Annotated in this window: 20 protein-coding genes and 2 pseudogenes; 9 read left to right on the forward strand and 13 right to left on the reverse strand. The window is 69.2% G+C overall.

The window, feature by feature from the left end:
* Positions 1 to 83 precede the first annotated feature (83 nt).
* Positions 84 to 1412, forward strand: coding sequence for an APC family permease (locus H8R18_RS05765; RefSeq protein ID WP_191071121.1), 1329 nt, complete (start codon positions 84 to 86; stop codon positions 1410 to 1412).
* Here H8R18_RS05765 and H8R18_RS05770 read toward each other — a convergent pair.
* The gene (locus tag H8R18_RS05770) at positions 1409 to 2272 is read right to left on the reverse strand and encodes a PHP domain-containing protein (protein WP_191071122.1); all 864 of its coding nucleotides are present in this window, start codon (positions 2270 to 2272) and stop codon (positions 1409 to 1411) included. The genes H8R18_RS05765 and H8R18_RS05770 overlap by 4 nt on opposite strands.
* 91 nt (positions 2273 to 2363) lie before the next feature.
* On the opposite strand from H8R18_RS05770, the gene H8R18_RS05775 reads away from it, so the two are divergent.
* Positions 2364 to 3941, forward strand: coding sequence for an aminopeptidase P family protein (locus tag H8R18_RS05775; protein WP_191071123.1), 1578 nt, complete (start codon positions 2364 to 2366; stop codon positions 3939 to 3941).
* A gap of 59 nt (positions 3942 to 4000) precedes the next feature.
* On the opposite strand, the gene H8R18_RS05780 is transcribed toward H8R18_RS05775, so the two are convergent.
* From H8R18_RS05780 to mobA, 7 genes and pseudogenes are all read right to left on the reverse strand, one after another.
* A complete protein-coding gene (locus H8R18_RS05780; RefSeq protein ID WP_191071124.1) occupies positions 4001 to 4558 on the reverse strand; it encodes a molybdopterin-binding protein in 558 nt (185 codons plus the stop codon).
* Positions 4545 to 5335: pseudogene (gene narI / locus H8R18_RS05785) on the reverse strand (respiratory nitrate reductase subunit gamma). Before narI ends, H8R18_RS05780 begins: the two are co-directional and overlap by 14 nt.
* A gap of 2 nt (positions 5336 to 5337) precedes the next feature.
* Positions 5338 to 5955: a nitrate reductase molybdenum cofactor assembly chaperone gene (gene narJ, locus H8R18_RS05790; RefSeq protein ID WP_194189192.1), complete on the reverse strand. Its 618-nt coding sequence runs from the start codon at positions 5953 to 5955 to the stop codon at positions 5338 to 5340.
* Positions 5952 to 7538 (reverse strand): nitrate reductase subunit beta, encoded by a 1587-nt coding sequence (narH, locus tag H8R18_RS05795; RefSeq protein WP_191071127.1) that lies wholly within the window; start codon positions 7536 to 7538, stop codon positions 5952 to 5954. Before narH ends, narJ begins: the two co-directional genes overlap by 4 nt.
* A pseudogene (locus H8R18_RS05800) lies at positions 7535 to 11216 on the reverse strand (nitrate reductase subunit alpha). Before H8R18_RS05800 ends, narH begins: the two are co-directional and overlap by 4 nt.
* Before the next feature lie 15 nt (positions 11217 to 11231).
* Positions 11232 to 12545, reverse strand: coding sequence for a nitrate/nitrite transporter (locus H8R18_RS05805; protein WP_191071129.1), 1314 nt, complete (start codon positions 12543 to 12545; stop codon positions 11232 to 11234).
* 172 nt (positions 12546 to 12717) lie between these two features.
* Entirely contained in the window at positions 12718 to 13338 is a 621-nt protein-coding gene (gene mobA, locus H8R18_RS05810; RefSeq protein ID WP_191071130.1) for a molybdenum cofactor guanylyltransferase, read from the reverse strand.
* Between the two features lie 72 nt (positions 13339 to 13410).
* Between mobA and moaA the strand changes: the two genes are divergently transcribed.
* Both moaA and H8R18_RS05820 read left to right on the forward strand, forming a co-directional pair.
* Positions 13411 to 14388 (forward strand): GTP 3',8-cyclase MoaA, encoded by a 978-nt coding sequence (gene moaA / locus H8R18_RS05815; RefSeq protein WP_191071131.1) that lies wholly within the window; start codon positions 13411 to 13413, stop codon positions 14386 to 14388.
* A 1-nt stretch (position 14389) separates the two neighbouring features.
* Positions 14390 to 14626: a MoaD/ThiS family protein gene (locus H8R18_RS05820; RefSeq protein WP_191071132.1), complete on the forward strand. Its 237-nt coding sequence runs from the start codon at positions 14390 to 14392 to the stop codon at positions 14624 to 14626.
* Here H8R18_RS05820 and H8R18_RS05825 read toward each other — a convergent pair.
* On the reverse strand, positions 14623 to 15030 hold the full coding sequence (locus tag H8R18_RS05825) for a molybdenum cofactor biosynthesis protein MoaE (protein WP_191071133.1): 408 nt from the start codon (positions 15028 to 15030) through the stop codon (positions 14623 to 14625). The genes H8R18_RS05820 and H8R18_RS05825 overlap by 4 nt on opposite strands.
* A gap of 27 nt (positions 15031 to 15057) precedes the next feature.
* Between H8R18_RS05825 and H8R18_RS05830 the strand changes: the two genes are divergently transcribed.
* From H8R18_RS05830 to moaC, 3 genes are read left to right on the forward strand one after another with little or no spacing between them, the layout of a single operon-like run.
* Positions 15058 to 15768, forward strand: a complete 711-nt coding sequence (locus H8R18_RS05830) for a HesA/MoeB/ThiF family protein (protein WP_191071134.1) — start codon at positions 15058 to 15060, stop codon at positions 15766 to 15768.
* Positions 15765 to 17051, forward strand: coding sequence for a molybdopterin molybdotransferase MoeA (locus tag H8R18_RS05835; protein ID WP_191071135.1), 1287 nt, complete (start codon positions 15765 to 15767; stop codon positions 17049 to 17051). Before H8R18_RS05830 ends, H8R18_RS05835 begins: the two co-directional genes overlap by 4 nt.
* A gap of 48 nt (positions 17052 to 17099) precedes the next feature.
* Positions 17100 to 17543 carry a cyclic pyranopterin monophosphate synthase MoaC gene (moaC, locus tag H8R18_RS05840; RefSeq protein ID WP_191071957.1) on the forward strand — a complete coding sequence of 148 codons (444 nt, stop codon included), beginning with the start codon at positions 17100 to 17102 and terminating at the stop codon, positions 17541 to 17543.
* Here the strand turns inward: moaC and H8R18_RS05845 are convergent.
* The 3 genes from H8R18_RS05845 to H8R18_RS05855 are packed head-to-tail and all read right to left on the reverse strand — an operon-like array spanning position 17482 to position 20200.
* Complete coding sequence (locus H8R18_RS05845; protein WP_191071136.1) at positions 17482 to 19038, reverse strand: ABC transporter permease; 1557 nt, start codon at positions 19036 to 19038, stop codon at positions 17482 to 17484. The two genes, moaC and H8R18_RS05845, sit on opposite strands and share 62 nt — an antisense overlap.
* Complete coding sequence (modA, locus tag H8R18_RS05850) at positions 19035 to 19796, reverse strand: molybdate ABC transporter substrate-binding protein (protein WP_191071137.1); 762 nt, start codon at positions 19794 to 19796, stop codon at positions 19035 to 19037. Before modA ends, H8R18_RS05845 begins: the two co-directional genes overlap by 4 nt.
* Positions 19793 to 20200 carry a TOBE domain-containing protein gene (locus H8R18_RS05855; protein WP_191071138.1) on the reverse strand — a complete coding sequence of 136 codons (408 nt, stop codon included), beginning with the start codon at positions 20198 to 20200 and terminating at the stop codon, positions 19793 to 19795. The genes modA and H8R18_RS05855 overlap by 4 nt, the downstream gene beginning before the upstream one ends.
* 126 nt (positions 20201 to 20326) lie before the next feature.
* On the opposite strand from H8R18_RS05855, the gene H8R18_RS05860 reads away from it, so the two are divergent.
* Both H8R18_RS05860 and H8R18_RS05865 read left to right on the forward strand, forming a co-directional pair.
* Complete coding sequence (locus H8R18_RS05860) at positions 20327 to 22387, forward strand: M3 family metallopeptidase (protein WP_191071139.1); 2061 nt, start codon at positions 20327 to 20329, stop codon at positions 22385 to 22387.
* Positions 22384 to 22983, forward strand: a complete 600-nt coding sequence (locus H8R18_RS05865; protein WP_191071140.1) for a hypothetical protein — start codon at positions 22384 to 22386, stop codon at positions 22981 to 22983. Before H8R18_RS05860 ends, H8R18_RS05865 begins: the two co-directional genes overlap by 4 nt.
* Before the next feature lie 63 nt (positions 22984 to 23046).
* On the opposite strand, the gene H8R18_RS05870 is transcribed toward H8R18_RS05865, so the two are convergent.
* Positions 23047 to 24747: an ABC transporter family substrate-binding protein gene (locus tag H8R18_RS05870; protein ID WP_227712768.1), complete on the reverse strand. Its 1701-nt coding sequence runs from the start codon at positions 24745 to 24747 to the stop codon at positions 23047 to 23049.
* Between the last annotated feature and the right edge of the window lie 72 nt (positions 24748 to 24819).

Raw genomic sequence — 24819 nt, forward strand, 5'->3', positions numbered from 1 at the left:
GCTATCGGGTACCCCGCCCGGCGGTGTTCTCTCATAGCGGATAGACGCGCCGGATTGTTTTCGCCACAACACAATTAGGGGCCATGACCGCACCACGCGCCGCGCAACCGACATTGCGCCGAAATCTCTCCCTCATCGACCTCGTCGTCTACGGGATGCTGTTTATCGGTATCACCGCCCCCATGGGCACGTTCGGGGTCCTCGACGCCCGCTCCGGTGGCATCACGCCCGTCGTCTTCCTGCTTGCCGCCGCGGCAATGGGCGCGACGGCCTATTCGTACGCGCGCATGTCGCACGCCGTACCGCGGGCCGGCTCGGTCTACGCCTACGCCGAGGCGGCACTCGGGCAGCGTCCGGCCTTCCTCGCGGGCTGGATGCTCAGCCTCGACTACATCTTCATTCCGGCGATGGCGGTGCTGTTCATGGGGATCGCCGCCCACGCGCTGGCCCCAGCCATCCCCGTATGGGTGTTCACGCTCGTTGGGGTCGGCCTCATCACGATTCTCAACCTCGCCGGGGTCAAGCTGGCCGCGCGCGTCGGGATGGTCATGCTCGGCATCGGCGTCCTCGAGCTCGTCGGCTTTGCCGCCGGGGCCATCGGCGTCCTCGCGAGCGATGGGCCGAGCCGCGACTGGCTGTCTCCCCTCACCGGTGTCGCAGGCTTCGACGTCTCGGCACTGCTTGGCGCCGGCACGGTCGCGGCGCTGGCCTTTCTCGGCTTCGACGCGATCGCCTCGTTTGCCGAGGAGACGACGGGGTCGACCCGCCAAACCGGGCGCGCCCTGCGGGTGTGCCTCATCGTCGCCGCGGCGCTCTTTGTCGCCCAGACCTACCTGGCCTCGCTCATCATGCCGCTGACCCCCGCCGAGCTCGCCGCCGATCCGGCCGCTCAGGGCACGGCGTTCTACGACATGTTGCGCACCGAGATCGGCGGGTGGTTGTCGTACCCGATCACGTTCATGCGTGCGATCGGCCCCGTCTTCTCGGCCCTCGTCGCCCAGGCGGCTGCCGCCCGGTTGCTGTTCGCCATGGGACGCGACGGCGACGCCCCGGCCGCACTCGGCCGCATTGATGGCCACGACGGCGTGCCCCGCAACGCCACGCTGGCCACAGCCGGCGTCACCCTCGTCGTCTCGACCCTGGCGGCGCTGCGCGCGGACGGGCTGGAAATCCTCTCCTCGATGGTCACCGTCGGCGCGTTAACCGCCTTCCTGTTCCTCCACGTCGCGGCCATCCGCTACTACGCGTTCCAACGCGGCGAGGGCGTGAAGGCGGCGATCGTGCCCGTCCTCGGCATCGTCATCGTGCTCGCTCTGCTCGTCGACGCCTCGAGCCTGGCCCTGGCGATCGCCGGCGCGTGGGCGCTCATCGGCATCGTGATCGTTCTCACGCGCTGGCTGCGGCGGGCCTAGCGGAGCGCCGGGGTCAGCAGCGGCAGGCAGCCCTCGGCAACGATGCGCTCGAGCGCGCTCGGTGCCGTCAGGTTGTCGCCGAGCCGCGTCGTCTTGCCGCGCCCGTGGTAGTCCGACGATCCCGTCTCGACGAGGCCGTAGCGACGCGCGATCGTTGATACTGCGACGCGCCATTCGGCGGTGTGATCGGGGTGGTCAACCTCGACGCCGAACAGGCCCGCTCGCGCCCACCGCCCGATCTCGTCGCCGGGGATGACCCGACGCTGGCGGTTCAGCGGGCGCGGATGCGCGAGGACGGGGACGCCGCCGGCGTCGCGGATGGCGCGGATGACGTCGCGGGCATCGGGGGCGTCGTAGCGAACGTAGTAGGGCGAGGAGACGGCGAGCACGCGCGCGAACACCTCGTTGCGATGGCGGAAGCAGCCCGCCTCGATGAGGGCATCGGCGATATGGGGACGCCCGATCGCCACCCCGGGCCCCGCCTGGCGGGTGACGTCGTCGAGGTCGATGGGATAGTCGCGGCTGATCCGGGACACCATCTCGGTGATGCGCCGCTGCCTGGCCGCGTGGATATCGGCGTAGAGGTCGCGCAGCGCCCGGTGGGCGGGATCGTGCAGGTAGGACAGCATGTGCACGGTGATGCCGCGCCACGAACACGACACCTCGGCGCCCCGCAGCAACCCGACCCCGACCTCGTCGACGGCGGCCGCGGCCTCGTCCCACCCCGCGGTCGTGTCGTGGTCGGTGATGCCGACAACGCTCAATCCCGCCGCGCGCGCCGCCGCCATGAGCTCGCGCGGGCTGTCTGTGCCGTCGGAGCAGCGTGTATGCGCGTGCGGGTCAATCCTCGGGATGCTCATTCCCCCAGCCTAGGTGTGCCCGCCCAGCCGGTGCAGGCGCGGCTGGCTGCGTTAGTGTGGGGAAGGTAGCAGTGTCGAGGAAAGGCTCACCATGTCGAACGACATTTCGCTCTCCGGCAAGACGGGACGCGACGACCAGCCCCTGTCCGACCGTGTCAATAACCGCTCGCGCCGAGCGGGATCGCAGGCATTCCGCGACTTCGTCGGCACCGGCTGGGCACCGCGCGCGACCGAGCGCCCGGCGACGTCTGGCGCGGCGCCTCACCTGGCACAGCGCCACCACGTCCTCGGCGAACCGTTCCTTGGTCAACGCCTCGTCATCCCGGCCGGCACCTACAAGGTCCGCTCCAACGACACCGACTACCGCTTCCGCGCCCACTCGGCATTCGCCCACCTCACGGGCCTGGGCGGGGAACTCGAGCCGGACGCGGTCCTCGTCCTCGAGCCGCTGACGGATGCGGACGGTTCTACGTTGCAAGGACGCCGGCGCGAGGGCGAGGAGACGCATCGCGGCGTGCTGTTCTTCAAGCCGCAGGCCCCGCGCACGTCCGAGGAGTTCTACGCCGATTCGCGCTACGGCGAGTTCTGGGTCGGCCCGCGCTACACGCTGGAGGACATGGAGGCGGCAACGGGCCTCGAGGTCGCCGACATCGCCCAGCTCCCCGACCAGTTGGCCAAGGACGCCGGCCAGCTCGGGCTGCGGGTCATCCGCAACGTCGATGCTCACGTGCAGGCCATGGTCGACGAGGTGCGCACCCAGGCGGGGCTCGCCACCGGCGAGGACGCGCGCGCCGAGGACGAGGCCCTGGAGGAGCGCGCCTCGACGATCCGCCTCATCAAAGACGCCTACGAGGTCGGCGAACTCGAGCACGCCATTGCCATCACCAAGACCGGCTTCGAGGAGATCATCGCCTCGCTGCCGCGTGCCCTCGGCCACCACCGCGGCGAACGCGTCATCGAGGGGGCCTTCGGGGCGCGCGCCCGCGAGGACGGCAACGGCCTGGGGTACGACACGATCGCCGCGTCGGGCAACCACGCCAACACCCTGCACTGGATCGACAACGACGGCGAGGTTCACCCCGGCGACCTCGTTCTCGTCGACGCCGGGGTCGAGGCCGACTCGCTCTACACCGCCGACATCACCCGCACCCTGCCGGTCGACGGCACCTTCACCGACGACCAGCGCGAGGTCTACGAAGCGGTGCTCGAGGCGTGTGAGGCCGGCCTGGCCAAGGCCAGTGAGCCGGGCGCGAAGTTCCGCGACGTCCACGACGCCGCCGTCGCCGTGCTCGTGCGCCACCTCGACCGCTGGGGCGTGCTGCCGTGCAGTGCCGAGGAGGCGCTGAGCGAGGAGGGTCAGCAGTTCCGCCGGTGGATGCCCCACGGGGTCTCGCATCACCTCGGGCTTGACGTGCACGACTGCGCCCAGGCCGCGCGCGAGCTCTACCTCGACGCCGAGCTCAAACCCGGGATGTGCTTCACCATCGAGCCGGGCCTGTACTTCCACGCCGACGACGAACTGCTGCCCGAGCGTTTCCGGGGCATGGGCGTGCGCATCGAGGACGACATCGTCATTGACGCCGACGGCACGGCCCGGCGCATGAGCGAGGACATTCCCCGCACCGTCGCCGACGTCGAGGCCTGGATCGCCGAGGTCCAGTCCCGGTAGCTCACGTGACACGCGCGGCCCGCCACCTCCACCAGGTGGCGGGCCGCGGTCGTCTCACACTAGTGGTCGCTGTTGTCCAGCTGCTCGAGCAGGTGCGGAAACAACGGGGCGAGCACGGCGAGCGTATCCGCCACTCCCCCGCGCGATCCCGGCGCATTGGCGATGACGACGCCCCGCGCGTTGCCCTCGTGGGTGATGCCGACGTAGCCGCGCGACAGCGCCGCCAACGGCGTGTTGTCGAGGCCGCGCAGCAGCACCTGAGTCTCGATGGCGTGGCAGCGCTGATCGATCAGCGGCTCGCACGCCTCGGGGGTCACGTCGCCCGGGGTCACCCCGGTTCCTCCCGTCGTCACGACGAGGCGCGCCCCGGCCGCGATCTCCTCGGCGATGGCCGCGCGAATGGCCGCAACGTCGTCGGGAACCACGAGCGGGGGCGGGCAGACGATCCGATGCTCGGCGAGGATGGCGACCGCGCGCGGACCCGAGCGGTCCTCGGCCTCGCCCAGCGAGCACCGCGTCGACACCGTGATGACGGCACCGGGAACGTCGCGGTCGAGCGGAACGAGCCGGCCCCGCGACATCGGCGGGCGCGAGGGACGAGTCTCAGGCGCCGACATAGGGAACGTCCTCACTGGCCTCGGACTGGTGACGCACGGGCTGCCAGCCCCGCGAGTAGTCGCGGCGAGGTCCGTCGGTGGCGCTCAGCGTCCCGGCCGTGCGCGAGCGGTAGATGATGTCGGGGCGCGTCGGGTAGGCCACGGGCGCCGAGACGATGTGAACGAGGCGCGTCCACGGCAGCACGGCGAAGAGGATCATCGCCGCGATGATGTGGAGCTGGAACGACAGCGGCACCTCGGCCATGAGCCCGGGCTGGGGGTGGAGGAGGATGACCGAGCGGATCCACGGGCCGATGGTCTCGCGGTAGTCGTAGCCGCCCGGCTGCCCGAACACCTGGTTCATGAGGGTCGCCCCCATCCCCAAGACGATGGGGATGATGAGGAGACGTACATGACGATGTCGCTCGTCGTCGTGCGCAGCAGGATCGAGCGCGTGACGAAGCGCCGATAGAGCAGGCCGATGAGGCCGACGATCGTCATGACACCGGCGATCCCGCCGCCGGTGACGGCTCCCAGGTGGTACAGGTGTTCGCTGACGCCCACGGCCTCGGTGAGGCCCTTCGGCACGAGCATTCCGGCGACGTGGCCGAGAAAGACGAAGATAATCCCGAGGTGGAACAGCGGGGAAGACCAGCGCAGGATCGCGCGTTCGTTCCACTGCGACGATCGCGACGTCCACCCGAACTGGTCGGTTCGCCACCGCCAGATCAACCCGACGACGAGCGCCGCGAAGCTGGCGTACGGCAGGCCCACCCACATCAACATGTCGGCACTCATGGCTATCCTTTCGCAAACAGGGGCAGGGGGGAATCGGACAGGCCCACCAATTCGCTCGGCGGCCCCTGACCGATCAGGGTCCTCACACGCTCACGCTGGTCCTCGGTGAGACTCGGCAGCGTCGCGCGCACGGCATCAAGGAGGTGAACGTACGGGCTGGCCTCGGCCTCCTCCAGCGCCCGCCGGACGACCTCGATGCCCGGCAGCATTGCCCCCAGCACCTCGCTGACGAGGACGTCGCGCGAACGTGCCGACAGTTGGAGCAACAGCGGCAGGTAGTCGGGAAGCTCGTGGTCTGGCGGGGCAAACCCGACGGCGCGATACAGGTCGGCGCACGTCGTGAGGGCCGCGCCGCGCCGGCGCGTGTCCCCCATGTCGAAGTACGTGACGTACAGGCTGCACCGGCGCTTGTTGTCGAAGACGCGGACGTAGTGTTCGCGCAGGCGTTGCGGTCCCCACGCGGTCGCAACCTCGAGGAAGCGATCGACATGGGCGCGAACGTTGCCGACGAGGTCGGCCTCGCCGATCGCCTCGACGACCTTCTCCCAGTCCCCGCCCGGGTAGTCCAGGGCCAGGCCGAGCGCCATGTGGGCGTCAAAGACGCGGTCGATGTCGCTCACGGTCTCACCTCCGGGTCGAGGAGGTTGACCCGCCCCGTGCCCTGCGGAATGAGCGGAGATTCCGCCCGCTCACGCGAGCCGCGCAGGGCCTCGAACGAGATCGAGCATCCCGAGGGCGCGCCGATCCCCAGGGCCTCGGCGGCCTCTTCGTGGCCCTCGAGTTCGGCGATGCCGCGCGGCAGCATCGTCTGGGCGGTGGGAATGACGTAGCGATCGTCGTACTTCGCGATGGCGAGCAGCCGGTACATCTCCTCCAGCTGGTCCCCGCGCATGCCGACGGCCCGGGCGATCTCGGGATCGGGCGCCTGCTCGAGGCGAATCGCCCTCATGTGCGAGCGCATGGCGCACAGCCGGCGCAGGACTCGCTCGACCAGCGCCTCGTCGCCGGCGCTGAGCAGCCCCGCCAGGTACTCGAGCGGAATGCGCATCTGCGACACCGCGGTGAAGAGGATCCGGTGGTCCTCACCGTCGCCACCCGCAGCGGTGATCTCCTCGACGAGGGGCGACAGCGGCGGGACGTACCACACCATCGGCAACGTGCGGTACTCGGGATGCAGCGGCAGCGCCACGCCGTAGGTGTGGATGAGCGCGTACACGGGCGATTGCTGGGCGGCGCGCACCCAGGCGTCGGGCACGCCCGAGGCCCGCGCGGCCTCCATGACCTCGGGGTCAAAGGGATCGAGCATGATGTCGCGCTGGGCCTCGTAGAGATCCTGCGGATTCTCGGTCGCCGCAGCCTCGCCCACGCGGTCGGCATCGTAGAGCAGGACGCCGAGGTAGCGCAGCCGCCCAACGCACGTCTCGGAGCACACGGTCGGCTGGCCGACCTCGAGGCGCGGGTAGCACAGCGTGCACTTTTCCGCCTTGCCCGTCGCGTGGTTGAAGTAGACCTTCTTGTACGGGCATCCCGACACGCACATGCGCCAGCCGCGGCACTTGTCCTGATCGACGAGGACGATGCCGTCCTCGGTGCGCTTGTACATCGCGCCCGACGGGCACGACGCGACGCACGTCGGGTTCAAGCAGTGGTTGCAGATGCGCGGCAGGTAGAACATGAACGAGGATTCGATGCTCGTCTTGATCTTCAACCCGACCTGCGCGGCGACGGGATCCTGCGACAGCGTCTCGGCCGACCCGCCCAGGTCGTCGTCCCAGTTCGGTCCCCACGAGATCGTGTCCATGTGCTTACCCGTGAGCTGGGACTTCGCCCGGGCCACCGGCAAGACCCGCTGGTCGCGCGGGGCCGAGAGCAGCTTGTCGTACTCGTACGTCCACGGTTCGTAGTAGTCCTCGACCCCGGGCATGTTGGGATTGGAGAAGATCGTCGCGAGCTTCTTGAGCTTGCCACCGGCGCGCGGCTTGAGCTTGCCCGAGGCCGTGCGGGTCCACCCGCCCTGCCACTTCTCCTGGTCCTCCCACGTGCGCGGGTAGCCGACGCCCGGGCGGGTCTCGACGTTGTTGAACCACATGTACTCGGTGCCCTCGCGGTTCGTCCAGGCCTGCTTGCACGTGACCGAGCACGTGTGGCAGCCGATGCACTTGTCGAGATTCATCACCATCGCGATTTGTGCCATGACCTTCATGAGAAGTCGACCTCCTTCGTGCGGCGGCGAATCATCGTCACTTCGTCGCGCTGGCAACCGGTGGGACCCACGTAGTTAAAGGCGTACGTGAACTGCCCGTACCCTCCGGCCATGTGCGAGGGCTTGAGCAAAATCCGGGTGAGCGAGTTGTGGGTTCCGCCGCGCCGCCCCGTCGTCTCGGTCAGCGGCGTGGCGATCTGGCGATCTTGGGCGTGGTGCATGAACACCGTGCCCTCGGGGATGCGGTGGGAGACGATGGCGCGGGCGGCCACGACGCCGTTGCGGTTGTAGGCCTCGATCCAGTCGTTGTCCCTCACCCCGATCTTCTCGGCATCCTCAATCGACATCCACACGGTCTGGCCGCCGCGACCAAGTGTGAGCATGTGGAGGTTGTCGTAGTACTGGGAGTGAATCGCCCACTTGTTGTGCGGGGTCAGGTAGCGCACGGCGACTTCGGCCTGCGCCTCGCCGCCGCGCCCGAGCTGCCCCGGAGCCGGCTCACCCACCATGTGATGCATGTCGAGGGGCGGACGATAGATCGGCATCGACTCGCCCATACGCTGGAGCCAGTCGTGATCGAGGTAGTAGTGCATCCGCCCCGTCAGGGTATGGAATGGCTTCATCGTCTCGATGTTGATGGCGAACGCCGAGTAACGCCGGCCCCCGTGCTCGGATCCCGACCACTCGGGCGAGGTGATGACGCCCTGGGGTTGGACGACGGTGTCGGCAAAAGTGATCCGCTTGTCGACGCTGCCGGCCGCATGGTGCGCCATCGCCGTCCCGGTGCGCTTCTCGACCTCCGTGAAGCCCTGGTGCGCGAGGCGACCGTTCGACGTCCCCGACAGCGCGAGGATGGCGTCGGCCGCCTTGATCGCCGTGTCCAGCGCCGGGCGTTGCCCCGTTGCCGTCGGCAGCGTGCCATTGGCCCTGGCCAGGGCGGCCACCTCCTCGTCGGGCGTGTAGGTGACGCCCTTCGTCACCATCCCGGCTCCCGCGCTCAGCGGGCCGAGGGTGACGTATTTCTCGGCGATGCGCGAATAGTCGCGCTCGACCTCAACGAGCTTCGGCATCGTCACGCCGGGAACCCAGCCGCATTCGGAGCGCGCCGGCACGCGCCCGTGCGCCATCGTCAGCTCGTCGGGGGTGTCGTGCCCGAGCGGAACGGCGACGACGTCGCGGCGCACGCCCAGGTGCTTCTTCCCCATCCGCGACACGAGGATCGCCAGGTCCTTGAACAGGTCGAAATCCGTGCGCGCCTCCCACGGCGGGGCGACTGCCTCGTTGAACGAGTGGATGTAAGGGTGCATGTCGGTGCTCGACAGGTCGTGCTTCTCTACCACGTCGCCGCCGGCAACACGATGTCGGAGTGCAGCGTCGTCGAGGTGTTGCGGAAGTCCGCGCACACCATGAGGTCGAGCTTGCCGCGCGCCCCTTCCTCGCGCCACGTCATCGAGGCCGGGCGCTCCTCGGGCGCCAGCTCTCGGCCGAGACATCGGAGTCGACGCCGAGCATGTGGCGCAAGAAGAACTCGGTGCCCTTCGCCGAGGATCCCAGCAGGTTCGTGCGCCAGTTGAACAGCACGCGCGGGAAGTTGCGGGGATTGTCCGGGTCGGTGCAGGCGAAGGCCAGGCGACCGGCCTCGAGCTCGCCGGCGATGTAGTCAGCGGCGGACTTCCCCTGCGCGTGCGCCGTCTCGGCCAGGTCAAGATTCGACCGGTCGAACGTCGGATAGCTCGGCATCCACCCGCGCTGGCTGGCCTCGACGAGCGAATCCACCGGGGCCTCGCGCCGCCCGGACGATTGCGCCAGAGGCGAGATCATGTGCTCGACGTTGACGCGGTCGTAGCGCCACTGATCGGTGAGCAGGTACCAAAATCCCGTCGAGATCATCTGCCGCGCGGGACGATGCCAGTCGAGGGCGAAGGCGTACTGTGCCCAGCCCGTCTGCGGGCGCAGCTTCTCCTGCCCGACGTAGTGGGCCCAGCCGCCGCCGTTCTTCCCCTGGGTCGCGCAGAACGTCGTCAACGCGAGGAAGGTCCGGTAGATGGTGTCGGCGTGGAAGTAGTGGTTGACGCCGGCCCCCATGATGATCATCGAGCGCCCGCCCGAATCGATCGAGGAACGGGCGAACTCGCGACCGATCCGCGCGGTCTGGGCGGCGGGAACACCCGAGTGCTCTTCGGCCCACGCAGGCGTCCCCGGCTGGGAGGCGTCCTCGTAGGACTCCGGCCACTCCCCCGCCAGCCCGTCGCGCTTGACGCCGTAATTGGCGAGGACGAGGTCGTAGACCGTCGTCACGAGCTTGTCGCCGACCCGGCGCACGGGCACGCCGCGGCGGATAATCCCTGCGCCGACCGACGCCCCGGTTCCCTCGCCCGCGGGCAGGTCGAAACGGGGCAGGCACACCTCCGTGCTCGACCACTCAGCGGTGTCCATGAGGGACAGGACGGGATCGACGCCGTCGAGGGTGAGGTTCCACTTGCCCGCGCCGGCCTCGCCGTAACGATCGGCCAGCGTGCCACCCGGGTCGACGACGCGCCCGTTCGCCTCCATGACGACGGGACGGAATGACGGATTCGGCTGATCGCCGGTAGCGGTGGGAACATCGGCGGCCGTGACGAACTTGCCGGGCACGAGGCCCTCGTCGCCGCGCTCGAGCTCGATGAGGAACGGCGAATCCGTGTAGCGGCGCATGTAGTCGAGGAAGAACTCCTCGCGCTTACCAACGTGGAATTCGCTGAGGATGACGTGGCCCATAGCGAAGGCCACGGCGCCGTCGGTGCCCGGGTGCGGGCGCACCCACTCGTCGGCGAACTTCGTGTTGTCGGCGAAGTCGGGGCTGACGGCGACGACCTTCTGACCGTGGTAGCGTGCCTCGGTCATGAAGTGGGCATCGGGCGTGCGCGTGAGCGGCACGTTCGAGCCCCACATGATGAGGTAGTCGGCGTTGTACCAGTCGCCGGCCTCGGGAACATCCGTCTGATCGCCGAAGACCTGCGGCGAAGCGACGGGCAGGTCGGCGTACCAGTCGTAGAACGACAGCATGACCCCGCCCATGAGCTCGATGAAGCGGGCCCCGGCGCCGTAGGAGACCATCGACATCGCGGGGATCACCGAGAATCCGGCGATGCGGTCGGGGCCGTATTCCTTGATCGTCGCGACGTTGGCCGCGGCGACGATCTCGGTGGCTTCCTCCCACGAGGCCCGCACCATGCCCCCGCGCCCGCGAGCGCTCACGTAGGACGCGCGCTTCTGCGGGTCGGCCTGGATGGCTTGCCAGGCCTCGACGGGATCGGGGTGGATCTTCTTGGCCTCGCGCCACGCCTCGAGCAGCTGGGTGCGCACGTAGGGGTAGCGCACGCGCGTGGGTGAATACTCGTACCAGCTAAACGCCGCGCCTCGCGGGCACCCGCGCGGCTCGTATTCGGGCAGGTCGGGCCCCGTCGTCGGGTAATCCGTCTCCTGGGTTTCCCAGACGATAATCCCGTCCTTGACATAGACCTTCCACGAGCACGAGCCCGTGCAGTTGACCCCGTGGGTCGAGCGGACGACCTTGTCGAAGCTCCACCGTTGACGGTAGAACGCGTCGGCGTCACGCCCGCCCGTGGCGAACATCGCCCGGGCGTCCTCGGACGCGCTCGCGCGGCGCAACGCTGCGCCGAAGGAATACAGTCCCATCGTCCCTTCCTTTCCTTATCCGCGTGCGGGCGCGCCCGGGCGCGCGTAGCAGAACCAACACACACACGACCCGACGACGCAGAACGCCGCGCAGCACCACAGCCACGCCGTCGCCGACATCGATGAGAGGGCAATTCCGACGAAGAACGGCCCGAACGAGGCGACCGCGGCGGTGAAGCCGATGGCACCGCCGGCCTGGCGCTTGGGCATAATCATCGGCATCTGCTTGAAGGTGCCGGCGTTGCCCAGCCCCGTGAAGAAGAACATCGCGAGCATCGCCACGAGGAAGCCCCAGAATGCTCCCATGCCCTCTGGGGCCAGGGTGAAGTAGCCGGCGATCGCGAAGCAGACGGCCTGGCCGACGCCCGAGACGAACGTCCACAGCCCGCCGGTGTACTTATCGCACAGTGGTCCCCACGCGACGCGCACGAGCGAGCCGATGAGCGGGGCCAAGAACGCGTAGGAGGCCCCGGCGACGGCGAGCTTGAGGGGCGAGGACTCGCCGAAATTGTTGTTAATCATGAGGCCGAACTGGGCGGCGAATCCCGAGAACGTCCCGAAGGTCATGACGTACATGAGCGTCATGAGCCACGTGTCGGGGTTGGAGAAGATGTCGAGCTGCTCGCGCACCGAGGCCTTGACGGGAACGTCCTTGAGCTGGGTGAAGGCGAGCACGGCCGCGAGCAGGCACCACGGGATGAAGAAGATTGCGGGATTGACGATGTAGAGGTCGCCGCCCTCGACGCGCGCCGGGGCCACCCACGTCATTCCCAACAATCCGAAGCCCATGAGCAGCGGGCTGGCCAACTGGATGATCGACATGCCGAGGTTACCGATGCCCGCCTGGATGCCCAGTGCCGTGCCCGAGAGCCGCTTGGGGAAGAAGAAGCCCGTCGAGGGCATGTAGCCCGAGAACGAGCCGCCGCCGATGCCGCACAGGAACGCCAGGCACAGCAGCCACCAGTAGGGGGTGTCGGGGTTTTGGACGGCGAAGAACCACCCGAGCATGGGAATGATGTAGAGCAGCGACGAGATCCCGACGAGCTTGCGGGTGCCGATCGTCGCCGGCATGAACATGTAGATCAGTCGCAAGAAGCCGCAGGAAAGGCCGGGCATCGACGTCAGCCAGTACAGCTGCCCCTTCGTCAGGTCGAAGCCGACGTCGTTGAGGCGTGGGGCGAGCGCCGAGACGAGGAACCACACGCAAAACGCGAGGGTCAGCGAATAGGTCGAGATCGCCAGGGTTTTCCAGGCGAGTGTTGCCGACCACGTGTCAGGGTTTTCGGGATCCCAATTGACGAGGGTTCCCTTGCGTTGGGTGACAGCCATAACCACTCCGAGTAGCGAGGAACAACATTCTTCGCTCAGGCTATGGCTGCCCCCGCATGCGTGCTCACTACCGCTCCCCCTGTCGCACATGCGCCATTTATCGGGACTTTTTGTCGCGCTGGGTCGAACGTCTCGACCGGCTTCTAGGACCTTTATCTCACTCCCGCATTGCCTAATAGGACTCGGGCACGTGCGCACCCCAGGCGGCAGCATCGGCCGGGGTGTCGATGTCGCGCATGTCGGCGTCGCTGTAGCCGACCTCCTCGACGGCGATACCCGAGGTCAACCGGCGTGCCGCGAGGTCGCGCACGCCCGCGTACCACGGGGTCGCCGGCGGGTGCTGCGCGGCGAGAGCGCGCACGGCGGCGACGAGGGCGGGCGCGGGGTAGACGGCGAGCAGGTGGTGGCGCTGACCCGACGGTGAACACGCGACGGCGCCGACGTGAGGGTGTGAGCGGGCAACGGCGAAGAGGTCTGCGGCGATGTCGGGGGCGATCGGGGAATCGACGCTGAAGACGCCGACGCACCCGACCGGGTCGTCGAGGAGACCCGCCGCGGCCAGGCCCCAGACGATGCCGGCGGCCGGTCCCCCACCCGGCGGCTCCTCGAGCGTCCACCGCACGCCCGCGGGAACGTCAACGTGGGGCGGGGCGACGACGACGGTATCGATCCCACTCAACGCGGCGAGGAGGCGATCGAGGAGCCTGTGGTCGCGGTAGCGGATTGCCGCCTTGTCGACGCCGCCCAGGCGTTCGCCGCTGCCCCCGGCGAGGATGATCGCGTGCTCGTGCATCGGAGTCCTTTCTGCGCTCGCGCGTACCTACCGCGGCGCCGCTAGGCTGTGTAGCGCACGTGAGGAGGTGGGATGGACGCCCTCGTCGATCAGTCTGGCAGAACGGCGCGCGATCTGCGCATTTCCGTGACCGACCGCTGCAATCTGCGCTGCGCCTACTGCCTGCCCGAGGACGCCCGCTCGTGGGCCGCACGCTCGGATCTGCTGCGCGCCGACGACGTCGCTCGCCTCGTGAGCATCGGCTTAGAGGTGGGAATTCACGACGTCCGCTTCACCGGGGGCGAGCCGCTGCTGCGCCCCGACCTGGCTGATCTCATCGCCGCGGCCGCCGCCGAGTTCGACCGCGCCGGGCTCCCGCGTCGCATCGCGCTGACGACGAACGCCATCGGCCTGGATTCGCGCCTCGACGACCTCCTCGCCGCCGGGCTGGGGCGGATCAACATCTCGCTCGACACGCTCGATCCCGACCGGTTCGCCGCGCTGAGTCGACGTCGCCGCCTCGCTGACGTCATGGCCGGCCTCGACGCCGTCGCTGCCTCATCGCTCGGTCCCGTCAAGGTCAACACCGTCATCGTCGACTCGACCAGCCTCGCCGAAATCCCCTCCCTCGTTGACTACTGTCTCGCGCGCGGCTGGCAGTGGCGGGCCATCGAGCTCATGCCGTTCGGGCCGCTGGCAGAGACACCCGGCCCCACCGGCGACGAGATCTTGTCCGCATTGTCGGCCCATGTGGATCTGAGCCCGCGAGCGGGCGACGATCCCCATGCCCCGGCGAGGACCTACGATGTTCCCGGCGGCACGGTCGGGATCATCGCCTCGATGTCGTCACCGTTTTGCCACTCGTGCTCGCGCACCCGCGTCTCGGCAACCGGGCGCGTCTACCCGTGCCTATTTTCGCCCCTCCACGTCGACGTGTCCGAGGCGCTGCGCGCGGGCAGGGACGACGAGGTGAAGCGGCTGTGGCGCGAGGCGACGTGGAACAAGCCCGCGGGACATCCGTGGCTGCCGACGCCGGGGCGCGCCTATTCCCTGTCCGCTATTGGAGGTTGAGATGATCACCGTCCGCTATTTCGCCGGTGCCGCGCAGGCCGCGGGCCTCGACCGCCGCGAGGTCACCCCGGCCCCGGGTCTCACGGTCGCGCAAGCCGCGGCGCGCGAGGCGACGCCCGAGCTCCTGGGCGTCCTCGAGGTCTCGTCGTACCTGCGCGACGGCGAGCGCGTCGATGCCACAACCCCGGCGGGAGCAGCCGCGATCATCGACGTCCTGCCGCCCTTCGCCGGCGGCTAGGGCAGTGCCGACCACGCGTGCGTGCCGTCGGCGAAGTGCTGGTCCTTCCAGATGGGCACCCCGGCCTTGAGGGCGTCGACCAGCGCCGGTGCCAGCGCGAAGGCGGGGCCGCGGTGGGGCGCGTCGACGACGACGAGCAGGGCCACATCACCGATCGCCAGGTGGCCGATGCGGTGGAGCACCGTTACGTCGGTGACCTCGGCGTCGCCGACGGCGTTCGCGACGACCTCGGCCAAGAAGTCGGCGGCATCGGGGTGCGCGTCGTAGACAATGTGGGTGACGTCGCGGCCCTCGTCGAGGCGGCGGACGACGCCGCGAAACTCGACGCGCGCGCCGCATTCGGGCGCGAGCTCATCGGGGTCGGGCAGAGGCTCATCGGTGATGCCGGTGGTGATGCGGGGCATAAGGTCACATGGTAAGAGAGGACAGTGATGGTCGCTCAGCGAGACGTGATGACGGCACGCGTCGACGGAATTGGTGAGGCTGGAATCGCCCGGCTGCGCGTCGCGCGCGTCCTCGTCGTCGGCGCGGGAGGACTGGGCTCCCCGGTGCTCGCCTACCTGGCCGCCGCCGGCGTCGGCACCATCGGGATTTCCGATCCCGATCGGCTGGAACCGTCGAATCTCCAGCGCCAGGTTATCCACCCCGAATCGCGCCTGGGCGAGGCCAAATCGGTCTCGGCGGCGCGCACGGTGCGCGCGCTCAATTCGCAGATCGCCGTGCGCGTCGAGCCGGGCATGACACTGGATAACGCGGGCGACGTCGCGCGCGGCTACGACGTCGTCGTCGACGCGACGGATTCGTTTTCGTCGAAATACCTGCTCAGCGACTGCTGCACCACCCTCGAGATCCCCCACGTGTGGGGGACCCTCGTCGGGATGTCGTTCCAGGTCTCGGTCTTTGCCCAGGGGCGCACCCTGCGCCACCTCTACCCCGATCCCCCGCCGCCGGGCTCGACGCCGTCCTCGCGCACCGTGGGCGTGCTCGGCGGGGTGTGTGGGCAGGCCGGATCGCTCATGGCGACCGAGGTCGTCAAACTCATCACAGGTGCCGGTACCCCGCTCATCGGGCGCCTCCTCATCGTTGATGCGGCGGCGGGAAAGTGGAATGTCGTCGCGTTTATGCCGAAGGAGCACGCATGATTCCCGTTGAAGCCTACGTTGCCGACCTGCTGGCCGGGATCACCGCGCTCGAGCCCGTTGAGGTCGACGTCGCCGATGCGCTCGGCTGCGTCCTCGCCGACGACGTCGTCGCCCGCCATGCGGTCCCGCCTTTCACCAACTCGGCGATGGACGGCTTCGCGCTGCGGGCCGCGGACCTGGGCGACCTCGATCCCGCCACCGAGGCCGTCCCCGGTGCCGATTCCAGCGAGCCGACTACGCCAATCACCCTGCCGGTTGCGGGCGACATCGCCGCTGGTGACAATGCGGTCTACCGCTGCGAGCCGGGTCAGGCGTGGCGCATCATGACGGGCGCACGCGTGCCCGAGGGCGCCGACACCGTCGTCAAGGTCGAAGACACGACGACCCCCGCCGGCATCGTCGCCCTGCCAGACGAGGTGACGATCCTGCGCGTGCCCCGTGCCGGCGCGAACGTGCGCCACGCGGGGGAAGACTGCCGCGTCGGCGACGTCATCATCCGCCGCGGCGAGATACTCAGCCCGGCCGCGTTATCGTCGGCGGCCTCGGTCGGCTATGCCCGCCTGAAGGTGCGCCCGCGCGTGCGCGTGGGCGTCGTCTCGACGGGCGACGAACTCGTGAGCGCGGGTAACGACCTCGACCTCGCGCAAATCCCCGACTCGAACTCGGTGCTGCTGCGAGCCTTGCTCGAACGTGCCGACGCCGACGTAGTGACCGTCACCCACAGCGGCGACGACGCCGAGGAGTTCGCGGCCACCCTCGCGCGCATGTGCGCCGACGTCGACCTCATCGTCACCTCGGGCGGGGTGAGCGCGGGCGCCTACGACGTCGTCAAAGCTGCCGCCGACACCATCGACCTGCGCTTCAATCAGGTCGCCATGCAACCGGGGAAGCCGCAGGGCTTCGGGCGGGTGCGTGCGGGCGACAACTCGGCGCTGCTGTGCGCGCTGCCGGGAAATCCCGTCTCGGTCTTCGTCTCGTTCCACGTCTTCGTCCGCCCCGTGCTGGCGGCGCTGACCGGGCGCGGCGATGCGGCGCAGGCGGTCACGGTGGCCGCGACGACGTCGTCGGGGTGGCGCAGTCCCGCCGGAAAGCGCCAGTTCGTGCCCGTTCACGTCACCTGGCCCCGCCAGGCCGGCAACACGCCGATCGCGCGCCCGACACACCGCCTGGGATCGCGTTCGCACTTCGTCGCCTCTTTGCACGAGGCGACGGGGCTGGCCGTCATCGCCGAAGACGTCACCGACGTCGCGGCCTGGTCCATCATTGACGTCATCGTCGTATAGGAGGCTCCCGTGGAACTTACTCACCTGGATTCGGCCGGCCACGCCCGCATGGTCGACGTGACGGCGAAGACCCCGACCATCCGCGAGGCCCACGCCGAGGCCATCGTCGCCTGCTCCGCCCCGATCATGGCGGCGCTGCGCGACGACGGCGTGCCGAAGGGCGACGCGCTCGCCGTCGCCCGGATCGCCGGCATCGCCGGGGCGAAGCGCACGCCGGAGCTGCTGCCGCTGGCCCACCCGATCGGCGTGCATTTCTGCGCGGTCGACCTCGAGCTGATGGATGCGGGCGTGCGCATCACCTCCCGGGTCAAGACGGCGGATCGGACGGGTATCGAGATGGAGGCCCTCACGGCCGTCACCGTGGCCGCGCTCGCACTCGTCGACATGGTCAAGGGTGTCGACCGCGGTGTCAGCCTGAGCGATGCCCGCATCACCTACAAGGCCGGGGGCCGCAGCGGCGAGTGGCGGCGTGAGACAGCGCATAACGCGTGAGCTGACGCCGAACGATCGGGTCGGCCGACTCGGCGAGGTCGTCCCACTCCCCCTCCCACGCCAGCTCGCCCTCGCGCAGGGCGACGACGTGGGCGTCGAGCTCGGCGACGTCGGCGAGATCGTGGGTGACGAAGACGACAGTGGCCCCGGCCAGGCGCCGCGCGACGAGGGTGCGAAAATCGGCGGCGGCGTCAGCATCGAGCGCCGCGGTCGGCTCGTCGAGGAGCGCCACCACCGGGTCGGTGACGAGGGCACGCGCCAGGGCGACGCGTTGGGCCTGCCCGCCCGAGAGCGTCGCCGGGCGGCGATGCCGCAGGTGGGCGATCCCGAGCCGCGCCAGCTCCTCCTCGGCCCTGCCCCGCGCCGCCTCGGGCGCGTCCCCACGCACGCGTCGGGCAAACGCGACGTTGTCGAGGACGCTCATGTGCGGGAACAGGGCGGGATGCTGGTCGAGGACGGCGACGCGCCCGCGCAGTTCCCCCTCCACCTCGCCGGCGGCGACGTGGAGGAGCGTCGATTTGCCGGCGCCGTTCGGACCGATGACAGCCGTGGTCCGGGCTGCGGGAAACTCGACGTCGATGCTCACCCCGCGCTCGGGGACGACGGCGCGCACCCGCACGGGCGGTCCCGCCTCGCCGCCCCGCACGGGCACCTCTGCTGCCTCGCCGGCGCGCTCGTCGGCGGGCTCTCCCCCCTCCGTGAGCCGGCGATACCACCGCGCGCTCGCCCACTGGGTGCCGCCGACGAGAACGACCGCGAGAGCAATGAGGACGGCCGCCAGTGCCAGGGCGCGATCGGTGTCGGTTTCGCGTTGGAGGTAGATCTCGAGCGGCAGGGTGCGGGTGACGCCCTGGAGCGAGCCGGCGAACGCGATCGTGGCCCCGAATTCGCCGAGGCAGCGGGCGAAGGCGAGCGCGGCTGCGGTGGCGATGGCCGGTGCCGCAAGCGGCGCCGTGATCGTCGCGGCGATGCGGATGGGTGAAGCACCGAGGCGGGCGGCGGCGGCCTCGAGGGCGAAGCCGCGGGCGCGCAGGGCGGCCTCGAGCGAGGTGACAGCGAAGGGCAACGCGACGAAGACCTGGGCGAGGATGACGGCCAGGGTGGTGAAGCCGATCTCGATTCCCCACACCTCGAGGTGGCGACCGAGCAGACCGCGCCGGCCCCACGTGATGAGAAGGGCGACGCCGGCGACGACCGGGGGAAGCACCATGGGAACGGTGACGAGGACGCGGACGACGTGGCTAGCCGCTCCCGTGCGCGAGCGGGCGAGGATGAGGGCGAGCGGGACGCCAAAGATGAGGCAGATGAGCGTCGAGACCGTGCACGTCCACACCGACAGCCACAGGGCGTCGCGGCTGGCCGGGGCGGCCACCAGCGCGGGCAGCTGCGGCCAGTCGATGCGCCAGGCCAGGGCGAGGAACGGGACGAGGAGGAAGGCCAGCGCCACCGCGGCGGGAGCGTAAGCCGCCGCGGGCGGCTTTGTCGCGGTCGTCATTGCGGGGGTGCCCCGAAGCCGTAGCGCTCGCGCAGCAGCCGCTGACCTACCTCGGACCTGACCGCGGCGACGAAGGCCCGCGCGGCCTGCGGGTGTCGCGCGTCAGCGGTGACGCCGATCATGTACGTGTTGACGCCGGCCGCGTCCTCCCCGATGTCGACGACGTCGATGTGTTCGGTGTCGGCGCGGGCGTCGGTGGCGTAGATGATGCCGGCGTCGGCCTCGCCCGAGGCGACTTTGCCGCGCACGTCGCTGACGCGCTGCTCCTCCGAGACGGGCTTAAGAGTCACGCCGCGAGCCTGGGCGAGCCGCTGCGTCGCGGCGCCACAGGGGACGTCGGCGGCGCAGATGACGAGCGCGGCGCCGTCGAGGGAGGAGTCGAGGCCGGTGATGCCCGCGGGGTTGCCCGCGGGGACGGCGAGGACGAGCTGGTTGGTTGCATATGGGTGGGCCTCGGTGACGATGCCGGCGTCGATGGCCCGCGTCATCGTCGCCTCGTCGGCCGTCGCGAGGACGTCTGCGCGGGCACCGCCTGCCAGCTGGTCGAGCAGTCCCGAAGACCCGTCGAAGTTGTACGCGACGTCGGCGTCGACCAGCGTGTCGGAGAGGTCGGGAAAGGCTTCGCTCAGGCTCGCCGCGGCAAAGACGATGACGCGTGCGTCTCGCTCATTCGCGCTCTCGCTGCCCTGGGACTGGCAGGCGGCGAGGCCGGCGACGCACGCGAGCGCGGCGAGCGCGCGCACCACTCGGCTTCTCATGCGCGCGACGGGGACACGGCCAGCGACACGTTCGTCGCCTTGACCTGGGCAATCGCGACCGAGCCAACGGACAGGCCCAGCTCGGTGACGGCCTCGGTCGATACCAGGGACACGATGCGAAATGGCCCGCACTGGAGGACGACCTGACTCATGACGGTGTCGGAGACGATGTCGATGACGAGGCCGGGCATGTGGTTGCGCATCGAGTGGCTTTGGCGCCCGAGCGAGCCCGCGTGCAGCTCGGGCCTCTCCGTGAGGAACCGCACGACGGAGGCACCGTCGACGTGTTGGGGGCCGGGCACGGTGGGGTCGAGCTCGATGTGTCCGTCGTCGATCCAGCGACGCACGGTGTCGGTCGAGACGGAAAGGAGACGGGCGAGCGTCGAGACTTTGTGTGAGGGCATGGCGCCACGCTAACGCATCTTCGGATAATTCTTGCATTTTTCGCCGCTCCTGCGTCTCTCCCCTGCACGCTTACGCCGGCGCCGGCGCGACTGTTGCCGTCGTGGCGGCCCGCTTAGACTGGCACCATGACGCTCACGTGTGCCGCCGACCTGCTGGCTCCCTCGTCCCTGCCCGTCTCGATGCCCGATTTCGATGGCGCAACGCCACAGCTGTGTCTGGAGGCCCTGCGCGAAGGAATGCGCCTCGAGCGCACCCGCTGGGACGAGATCGCCGCCTCGCCCGAGGCGCCGACGCTCGCCAACACCCTCGACGCCCTGGAGCTGGCCGGGGCGGAACTCGAGCGGGCCGAGGCGGTCTTCTTCACCCTCGTTTCGGCCGTCGGCGGCGAGGAGTGGGACCGCGCCGAGGCCGACATCACGGCCGATGCCGTCGACCACGCGCACGCGTTCGCGACCCACCGCGGCCTCTATCGCCGACTGCTCGCCCTGCGCGAGAGCGTCGACGCCGAGCGCGATCCCGAGGCTGCCTTCGTCCTCGACGACTACCTGGCGTCCTTCCGGCGCGAAGGTATCGACCTCGACGCCGCCGCCCACGAGCGCCTCCACGACATCGATCAGCGCATCGGCGCCATCGAGCAGGCGTTCGGCAAGGCCTGTGTGGACGCGCGCACCGCCGGCGCCTACCGCATGACCGGCGTCGATGCCCTCACCCCCGAGCTGGCGGCCGCGGGTGCGACGCTCGTCGACGGCGAGGTGCGGGTGCCACTCACGAACTACACGTCCCATCCCCTGCTGGCGTCCCTGGCCTCGCCCACGCACCGCCACGGCCTCATGCGCGCCAGCCTCGCGCGCGCGAATGGCAGCGGCGACGTCGACACGCGCGGCCTCGTCGCCGAGCTCGTCACGCTGCGCGACGAGCGGGCGCGGCTGCTCGGGTTCGACTCCTTTGCCGACTACGCCGTCGACGATGCCGTCGCCCCCTCCGCCGATGCCGTGCGCGACATGCTGCGCGACCTCGCCCGGCGCACCCAGCGGGCCGTGGCCGGTGAGGAGGAACGCCTGGCCGAGCTCGCGCGCGCCGAGGAAGGCGAGGACTACCGCCTGGCCGCCGGCGACTGGACCTACTTTGAAGAGAAACTGCGCGCAAAGACGTTTACCTTCTCCTCCGAGGACCTGAGGCCCTACCTCGACCTCGAGCGCGTCATCGTTGACGGCGTCTTCTACGCAGCCACGCGCCTGTACGGCATCACGTTCACCCCTCGCCCCGACATTCGCGCGTGGAGCGAGGACGTGCGCGCGTGGGAGGTTCACAACGAGGACGGTTCGCTGCTGGGCCTGTTCCTCGGCGACTATTTCACGTCCGAGCACAAGGCCGGCGGGGCGTGGATGCACGAGCTCGTCGGTGCCAACGGGCTCACCGGCGACCTGCCGGTCGTCGCCAATACGTGCAACTTCACGAAGCCGGCCCCCGGCGAGCCGGCGCTGCTCAGCTGGGACGACGTCATCACGTGCTTCCACGAGTTCGGCCACGCCCTCCACGGGCTGTTTGCCGCCTCTCGCTACCCCTCGCACGCGGGCACGTCCGTCCCGCGCGACTTCGTCGAATTCCCCTCCCAACTCAACGAGATGTGGGCCTACCACCCGCAGGTGCTCGCCCGCTTCCTGCGCCACCACGAGACGGGGCTGCCGGCCCCGCGCGAGGTCGTCGACGAGATCACGGCCTCGCGCACCTTCGGTCAGGGCTTCGCCACGTTGGAGTATCTCGCCTCGGCCCTCATCGACCTCGACTGGCATTCTCACTCCGCCAGCGAGCTGCCCGACGCCGCCGGGGTCGAGGAGTTCGAGGCGGCCGCAGCCGAGCGGTGCGGCGTCGCCCACCCGCTTATTCCGCCGCGCTACGCGACGACCTACTTCGCCCACACGTTTGGTGGCGGCTACGCGGCCGCCTACTGGTCCTACATGTGGGCCGAACTCATGGTTGCCGACATGGAGAACTGGATCAGCGAGGGACCTTCGGCCGGCATCGATCAGGGGCTCAACCGGGCCGTCGGCGAGGCGCTGCGCCACGGCGTGCTCGCCCCGGGCCACTCCGACGATCCCCTGGCCGCCTACCGCTCGGTCACCGGGCGTGACCCCGACCCCGCCGCCGTCGCACACCGGCGCGGCCTTGAGGGCACCCGATCGTGAAGGACCGCGTCGTCCTACGTCGCCTAGGCGGGCGCGTCGGCGTCGGAGTCCTCGCCGTTGCCGTCATCATCCTGCTGGGGTGGGAAGCCGCGTCGTATCCGTGGCAGAAATGGTGGCGCGAACCGGCCCTGCCGGTTCTCCTCGTCACCGCCTGCTGGCTGTTGTGGGCGTCGTCGCGGGCGGAACTCACGCGCGAGCGGCTGCGCATCGTCAACGCCTGGCTGATCCACGACGTCGCGTGGCAAGACGTGCGCGGGTGCTCGCGCCGCTTCGGCCTGCGCATCCACATGCCGCACAAAGACATCGCGGTCAGCGCCTGCCCCACCCCGTCCGCGCTGTGGATCGGTCTGGGGCCGCGCCCGACCCGCATCGGCGAGGCCGCCCCGAGCTACCGCGACTACGAGGCCGATCCCCTGCGGCTGAGCGCCGACCCTGCTCAGGGCGCACGCGTCATCGAGGACTACCGCGACGACGTGCTGGCCGCGGGACCGCGCGACAACTCCGCCACGACCGGCGTCGTCACCCGCCCCAACGTCCGCACCATCGGCGTCGTTGCCGTCGTCGCCTGCTACGTCGCCCTCACTGTCCTCATCTAGCGCGATCAGACACAAACGGGGCGGCCCCACATGCGTGAGGCCGCCCCGTCTCAGTGTGTCTGACTACTTCACGTAGCCGACATTTTCGGGAACAATGCTCTCCAGACCGAACGAGCCGTAGTTCGCCAGATTCTTGGGAACCCCGACGTAGCCGATGCGCCGGTACAGCGGGATGGTGTGTCCCTCTTCCCAGATCATCGCGTCGATCTCATTGGTCAGGTCCACGCGCTTGGCGTGATCCATCTCGGCGTCGGCCTGGTCACGCAGCTCGTCGAGCTTCGTGTTGTTGAGCCGCGCGTAGTTGGACTCAGAGTCGGAACCGTAGATCTGGCCAATGTTATTCATCGGGAAGATCGTGCCCTGCCACGTGAACGTCGTCAGACCGAAGTCACCGTCGATGAGGAACTTCGGGAACTCGTCCTGGGCCTTCGTGACCATCTTGACGTCGATGCCGATCTTCGCCAGGTCGGCCTGAATGAGCTTGCCTTCGTTTTCCGAGGTGGGAACGTCCTTGAGCATCATGTAGTCGATGCTCAGCGGCTGGCCGTCCTTCTCGCGGATCTTCTTGCCCTCGGGCAGCTTCCACCCGGCCTCGTCCAGCAGCTTGCCGGCGGCCTCGGCGTCGTAGCTCCACTTCTCGCCGTTGTCGGCGTAGCCCTCCTGGCCGGGCATGAAGAAGTGGTTGCCGAGCATGACCTGCTCGGGCGTGTTCGCGACCGGCAGGCCGGCGAGGTCGGACTTGGCAACCGCTTCGCGGTTGATGCCGCGGGTGATCGCCTGGCGGACCTTCTCGTCGCCGAGGTTGCGGGCCTGCGAGTTGATGGTGACGTGGCGCCACTGCAGCGAGCCGGCGGCGCGGATCTCACCGTCCGCGCGGTTCTTCGCCTGGTTGTAGCCATCGGAGTTGATGAAGGTGGCGACGTCGATCTCGGAGTTCGCGAACGCCTGCGAGGACGCGGAGTCCTCGAGTTCACGGAACGACACGGAGTCGAGCATCGGCTTGTCGCCCCACCACTTGGGGTTCGGCACGATCGTCGCCACGCGCTGGGCCTTGTCGATCTTGTCGAAGATGAAGGGGCCGGCCAGGTAGTCGTTGTTCGGCTCGGTCATGCCCGAGTTGAACATGTTGGGATCCGAGGTCATCTCGCGCGGGTACAGCTGCGAGATGGGCGCCTGCCAGTCCGGCTGAGTCGACTTGTAGGTGATGACGACGTCCTGGTCGGTCTCGCCCTTCTCGATCGAGGTGATCTTGTCAAAGCCGTCGGTCGAGGCCGGCGTGAACGCCTTGTTCTCGCCGTTGCAGGCCTTCCACAGCGACTGGTAGTCCTGCCAGTCGATCTGGCGCCCCATGTTCCACTTCGCCTTGGGGTTGATGTGCAGCGTCACCTTCTGCGGCTGGCCATCCTTGGCCTCTTCGACGTCCCACCCGGTCAGGTAGTTCTTGTTCGGCGACACCTCACCCTTGTCGTTGGACTCGAGGGTGTTGACTCCGGTCCAATAGAAGATGTCGGAGTTATCGACCTGGTTACCGTCGACCGCCAGGATGTTCCAGTTGGTCGGCAGCTGGGTGATGGCGACGCGTAACGTCCCCCCCTGCTTGAGCTTGTCGCGGTCCTGGGGATTGATGTCGGTGGTCTTGGCCTGATCGGAGCCACCGTTACCGCCCGAACCGGACCCCTTGCTGTCGCCGGAGCAGCCGGTGAGTGCCAGGGCAGCCGAGACGGTGAGGGCGGCGCAAGCAGCGCTAATCCTCTTCAATCGCACTGTCTTCCTCCTTGTGTGTGGGGTGGGTGCCTGGGCCGAGACCCATTTGCGAGATGGACGTGGCACCCGGGT

It is taken from the genome of Nanchangia anserum (genome assembly GCF_015240065.1).
In the GTDB taxonomy this organism is placed as follows: domain Bacteria; phylum Actinomycetota; class Actinomycetes; order Actinomycetales; family Actinomycetaceae; genus Nanchangia; species Nanchangia anserum.

Bases quoted from the DNA above. Each gene is read 5' to 3' on its own strand.
- H8R18_RS05845 (WP_191071136.1), bottom strand. From the start codon at position 19,038: ATGACGACCGCGACAAAGCCGCCCGCGGCGGCTTACGCTCCCGCCGCG.
- H8R18_RS05780 (WP_191071124.1), bottom strand. From the start codon at position 4,558: ATGTCGGCGCCTGAGACTCGTCCCTCGCGCCCGCCGATGTCGCGGGGC.
- H8R18_RS05805 (WP_191071129.1), bottom strand. From the start codon at position 12,545: ATGGCTGTCACCCAACGCAAGGGAACCCTCGTCAATTGGGATCCCGAA.
- narH (WP_191071127.1), bottom strand. From the start codon at position 7,538: ATGAAGGTCATGGCACAAATCGCGATGGTGATGAATCTCGACAAGTGC.
- H8R18_RS05825 (WP_191071133.1), bottom strand. From the start codon at position 15,030: ATGCCCCGCATCACCACCGGCATCACCGATGAGCCTCTGCCCGACCCC.
- H8R18_RS05820 (WP_191071132.1), top strand. From the start codon at position 14,390: ATGATCACCGTCCGCTATTTCGCCGGTGCCGCGCAGGCCGCGGGCCTC.
- H8R18_RS05765 (WP_191071121.1), top strand. From the start codon at position 84: ATGACCGCACCACGCGCCGCGCAACCGACATTGCGCCGAAATCTCTCC.
- moaA (WP_191071131.1), top strand. From the start codon at position 13,411: ATGGACGCCCTCGTCGATCAGTCTGGCAGAACGGCGCGCGATCTGCGC.
- moaC (WP_191071957.1), top strand. From the start codon at position 17,100: ATGGTCGACGTGACGGCGAAGACCCCGACCATCCGCGAGGCCCACGCC.
- mobA (WP_191071130.1), bottom strand. From the start codon at position 13,338: ATGCACGAGCACGCGATCATCCTCGCCGGGGGCAGCGGCGAACGCCTG.
- H8R18_RS05830 (WP_191071134.1), top strand. From the start codon at position 15,058: ATGGTCGCTCAGCGAGACGTGATGACGGCACGCGTCGACGGAATTGGT.
- H8R18_RS05775 (WP_191071123.1), top strand. From the start codon at position 2,364: ATGTCGAACGACATTTCGCTCTCCGGCAAGACGGGACGCGACGACCAG.
- modA (WP_191071137.1), bottom strand. From the start codon at position 19,796: ATGAGAAGCCGAGTGGTGCGCGCGCTCGCCGCGCTCGCGTGCGTCGCC.
- H8R18_RS05835 (WP_191071135.1), top strand. From the start codon at position 15,765: ATGATTCCCGTTGAAGCCTACGTTGCCGACCTGCTGGCCGGGATCACC.
- H8R18_RS05860 (WP_191071139.1), top strand. From the start codon at position 20,327: ATGACGCTCACGTGTGCCGCCGACCTGCTGGCTCCCTCGTCCCTGCCC.
- H8R18_RS05855 (WP_191071138.1), bottom strand. From the start codon at position 20,200: ATGCCCTCACACAAAGTCTCGACGCTCGCCCGTCTCCTTTCCGTCTCG.
- H8R18_RS05770 (WP_191071122.1), bottom strand. From the start codon at position 2,272: ATGAGCATCCCGAGGATTGACCCGCACGCGCATACACGCTGCTCCGAC.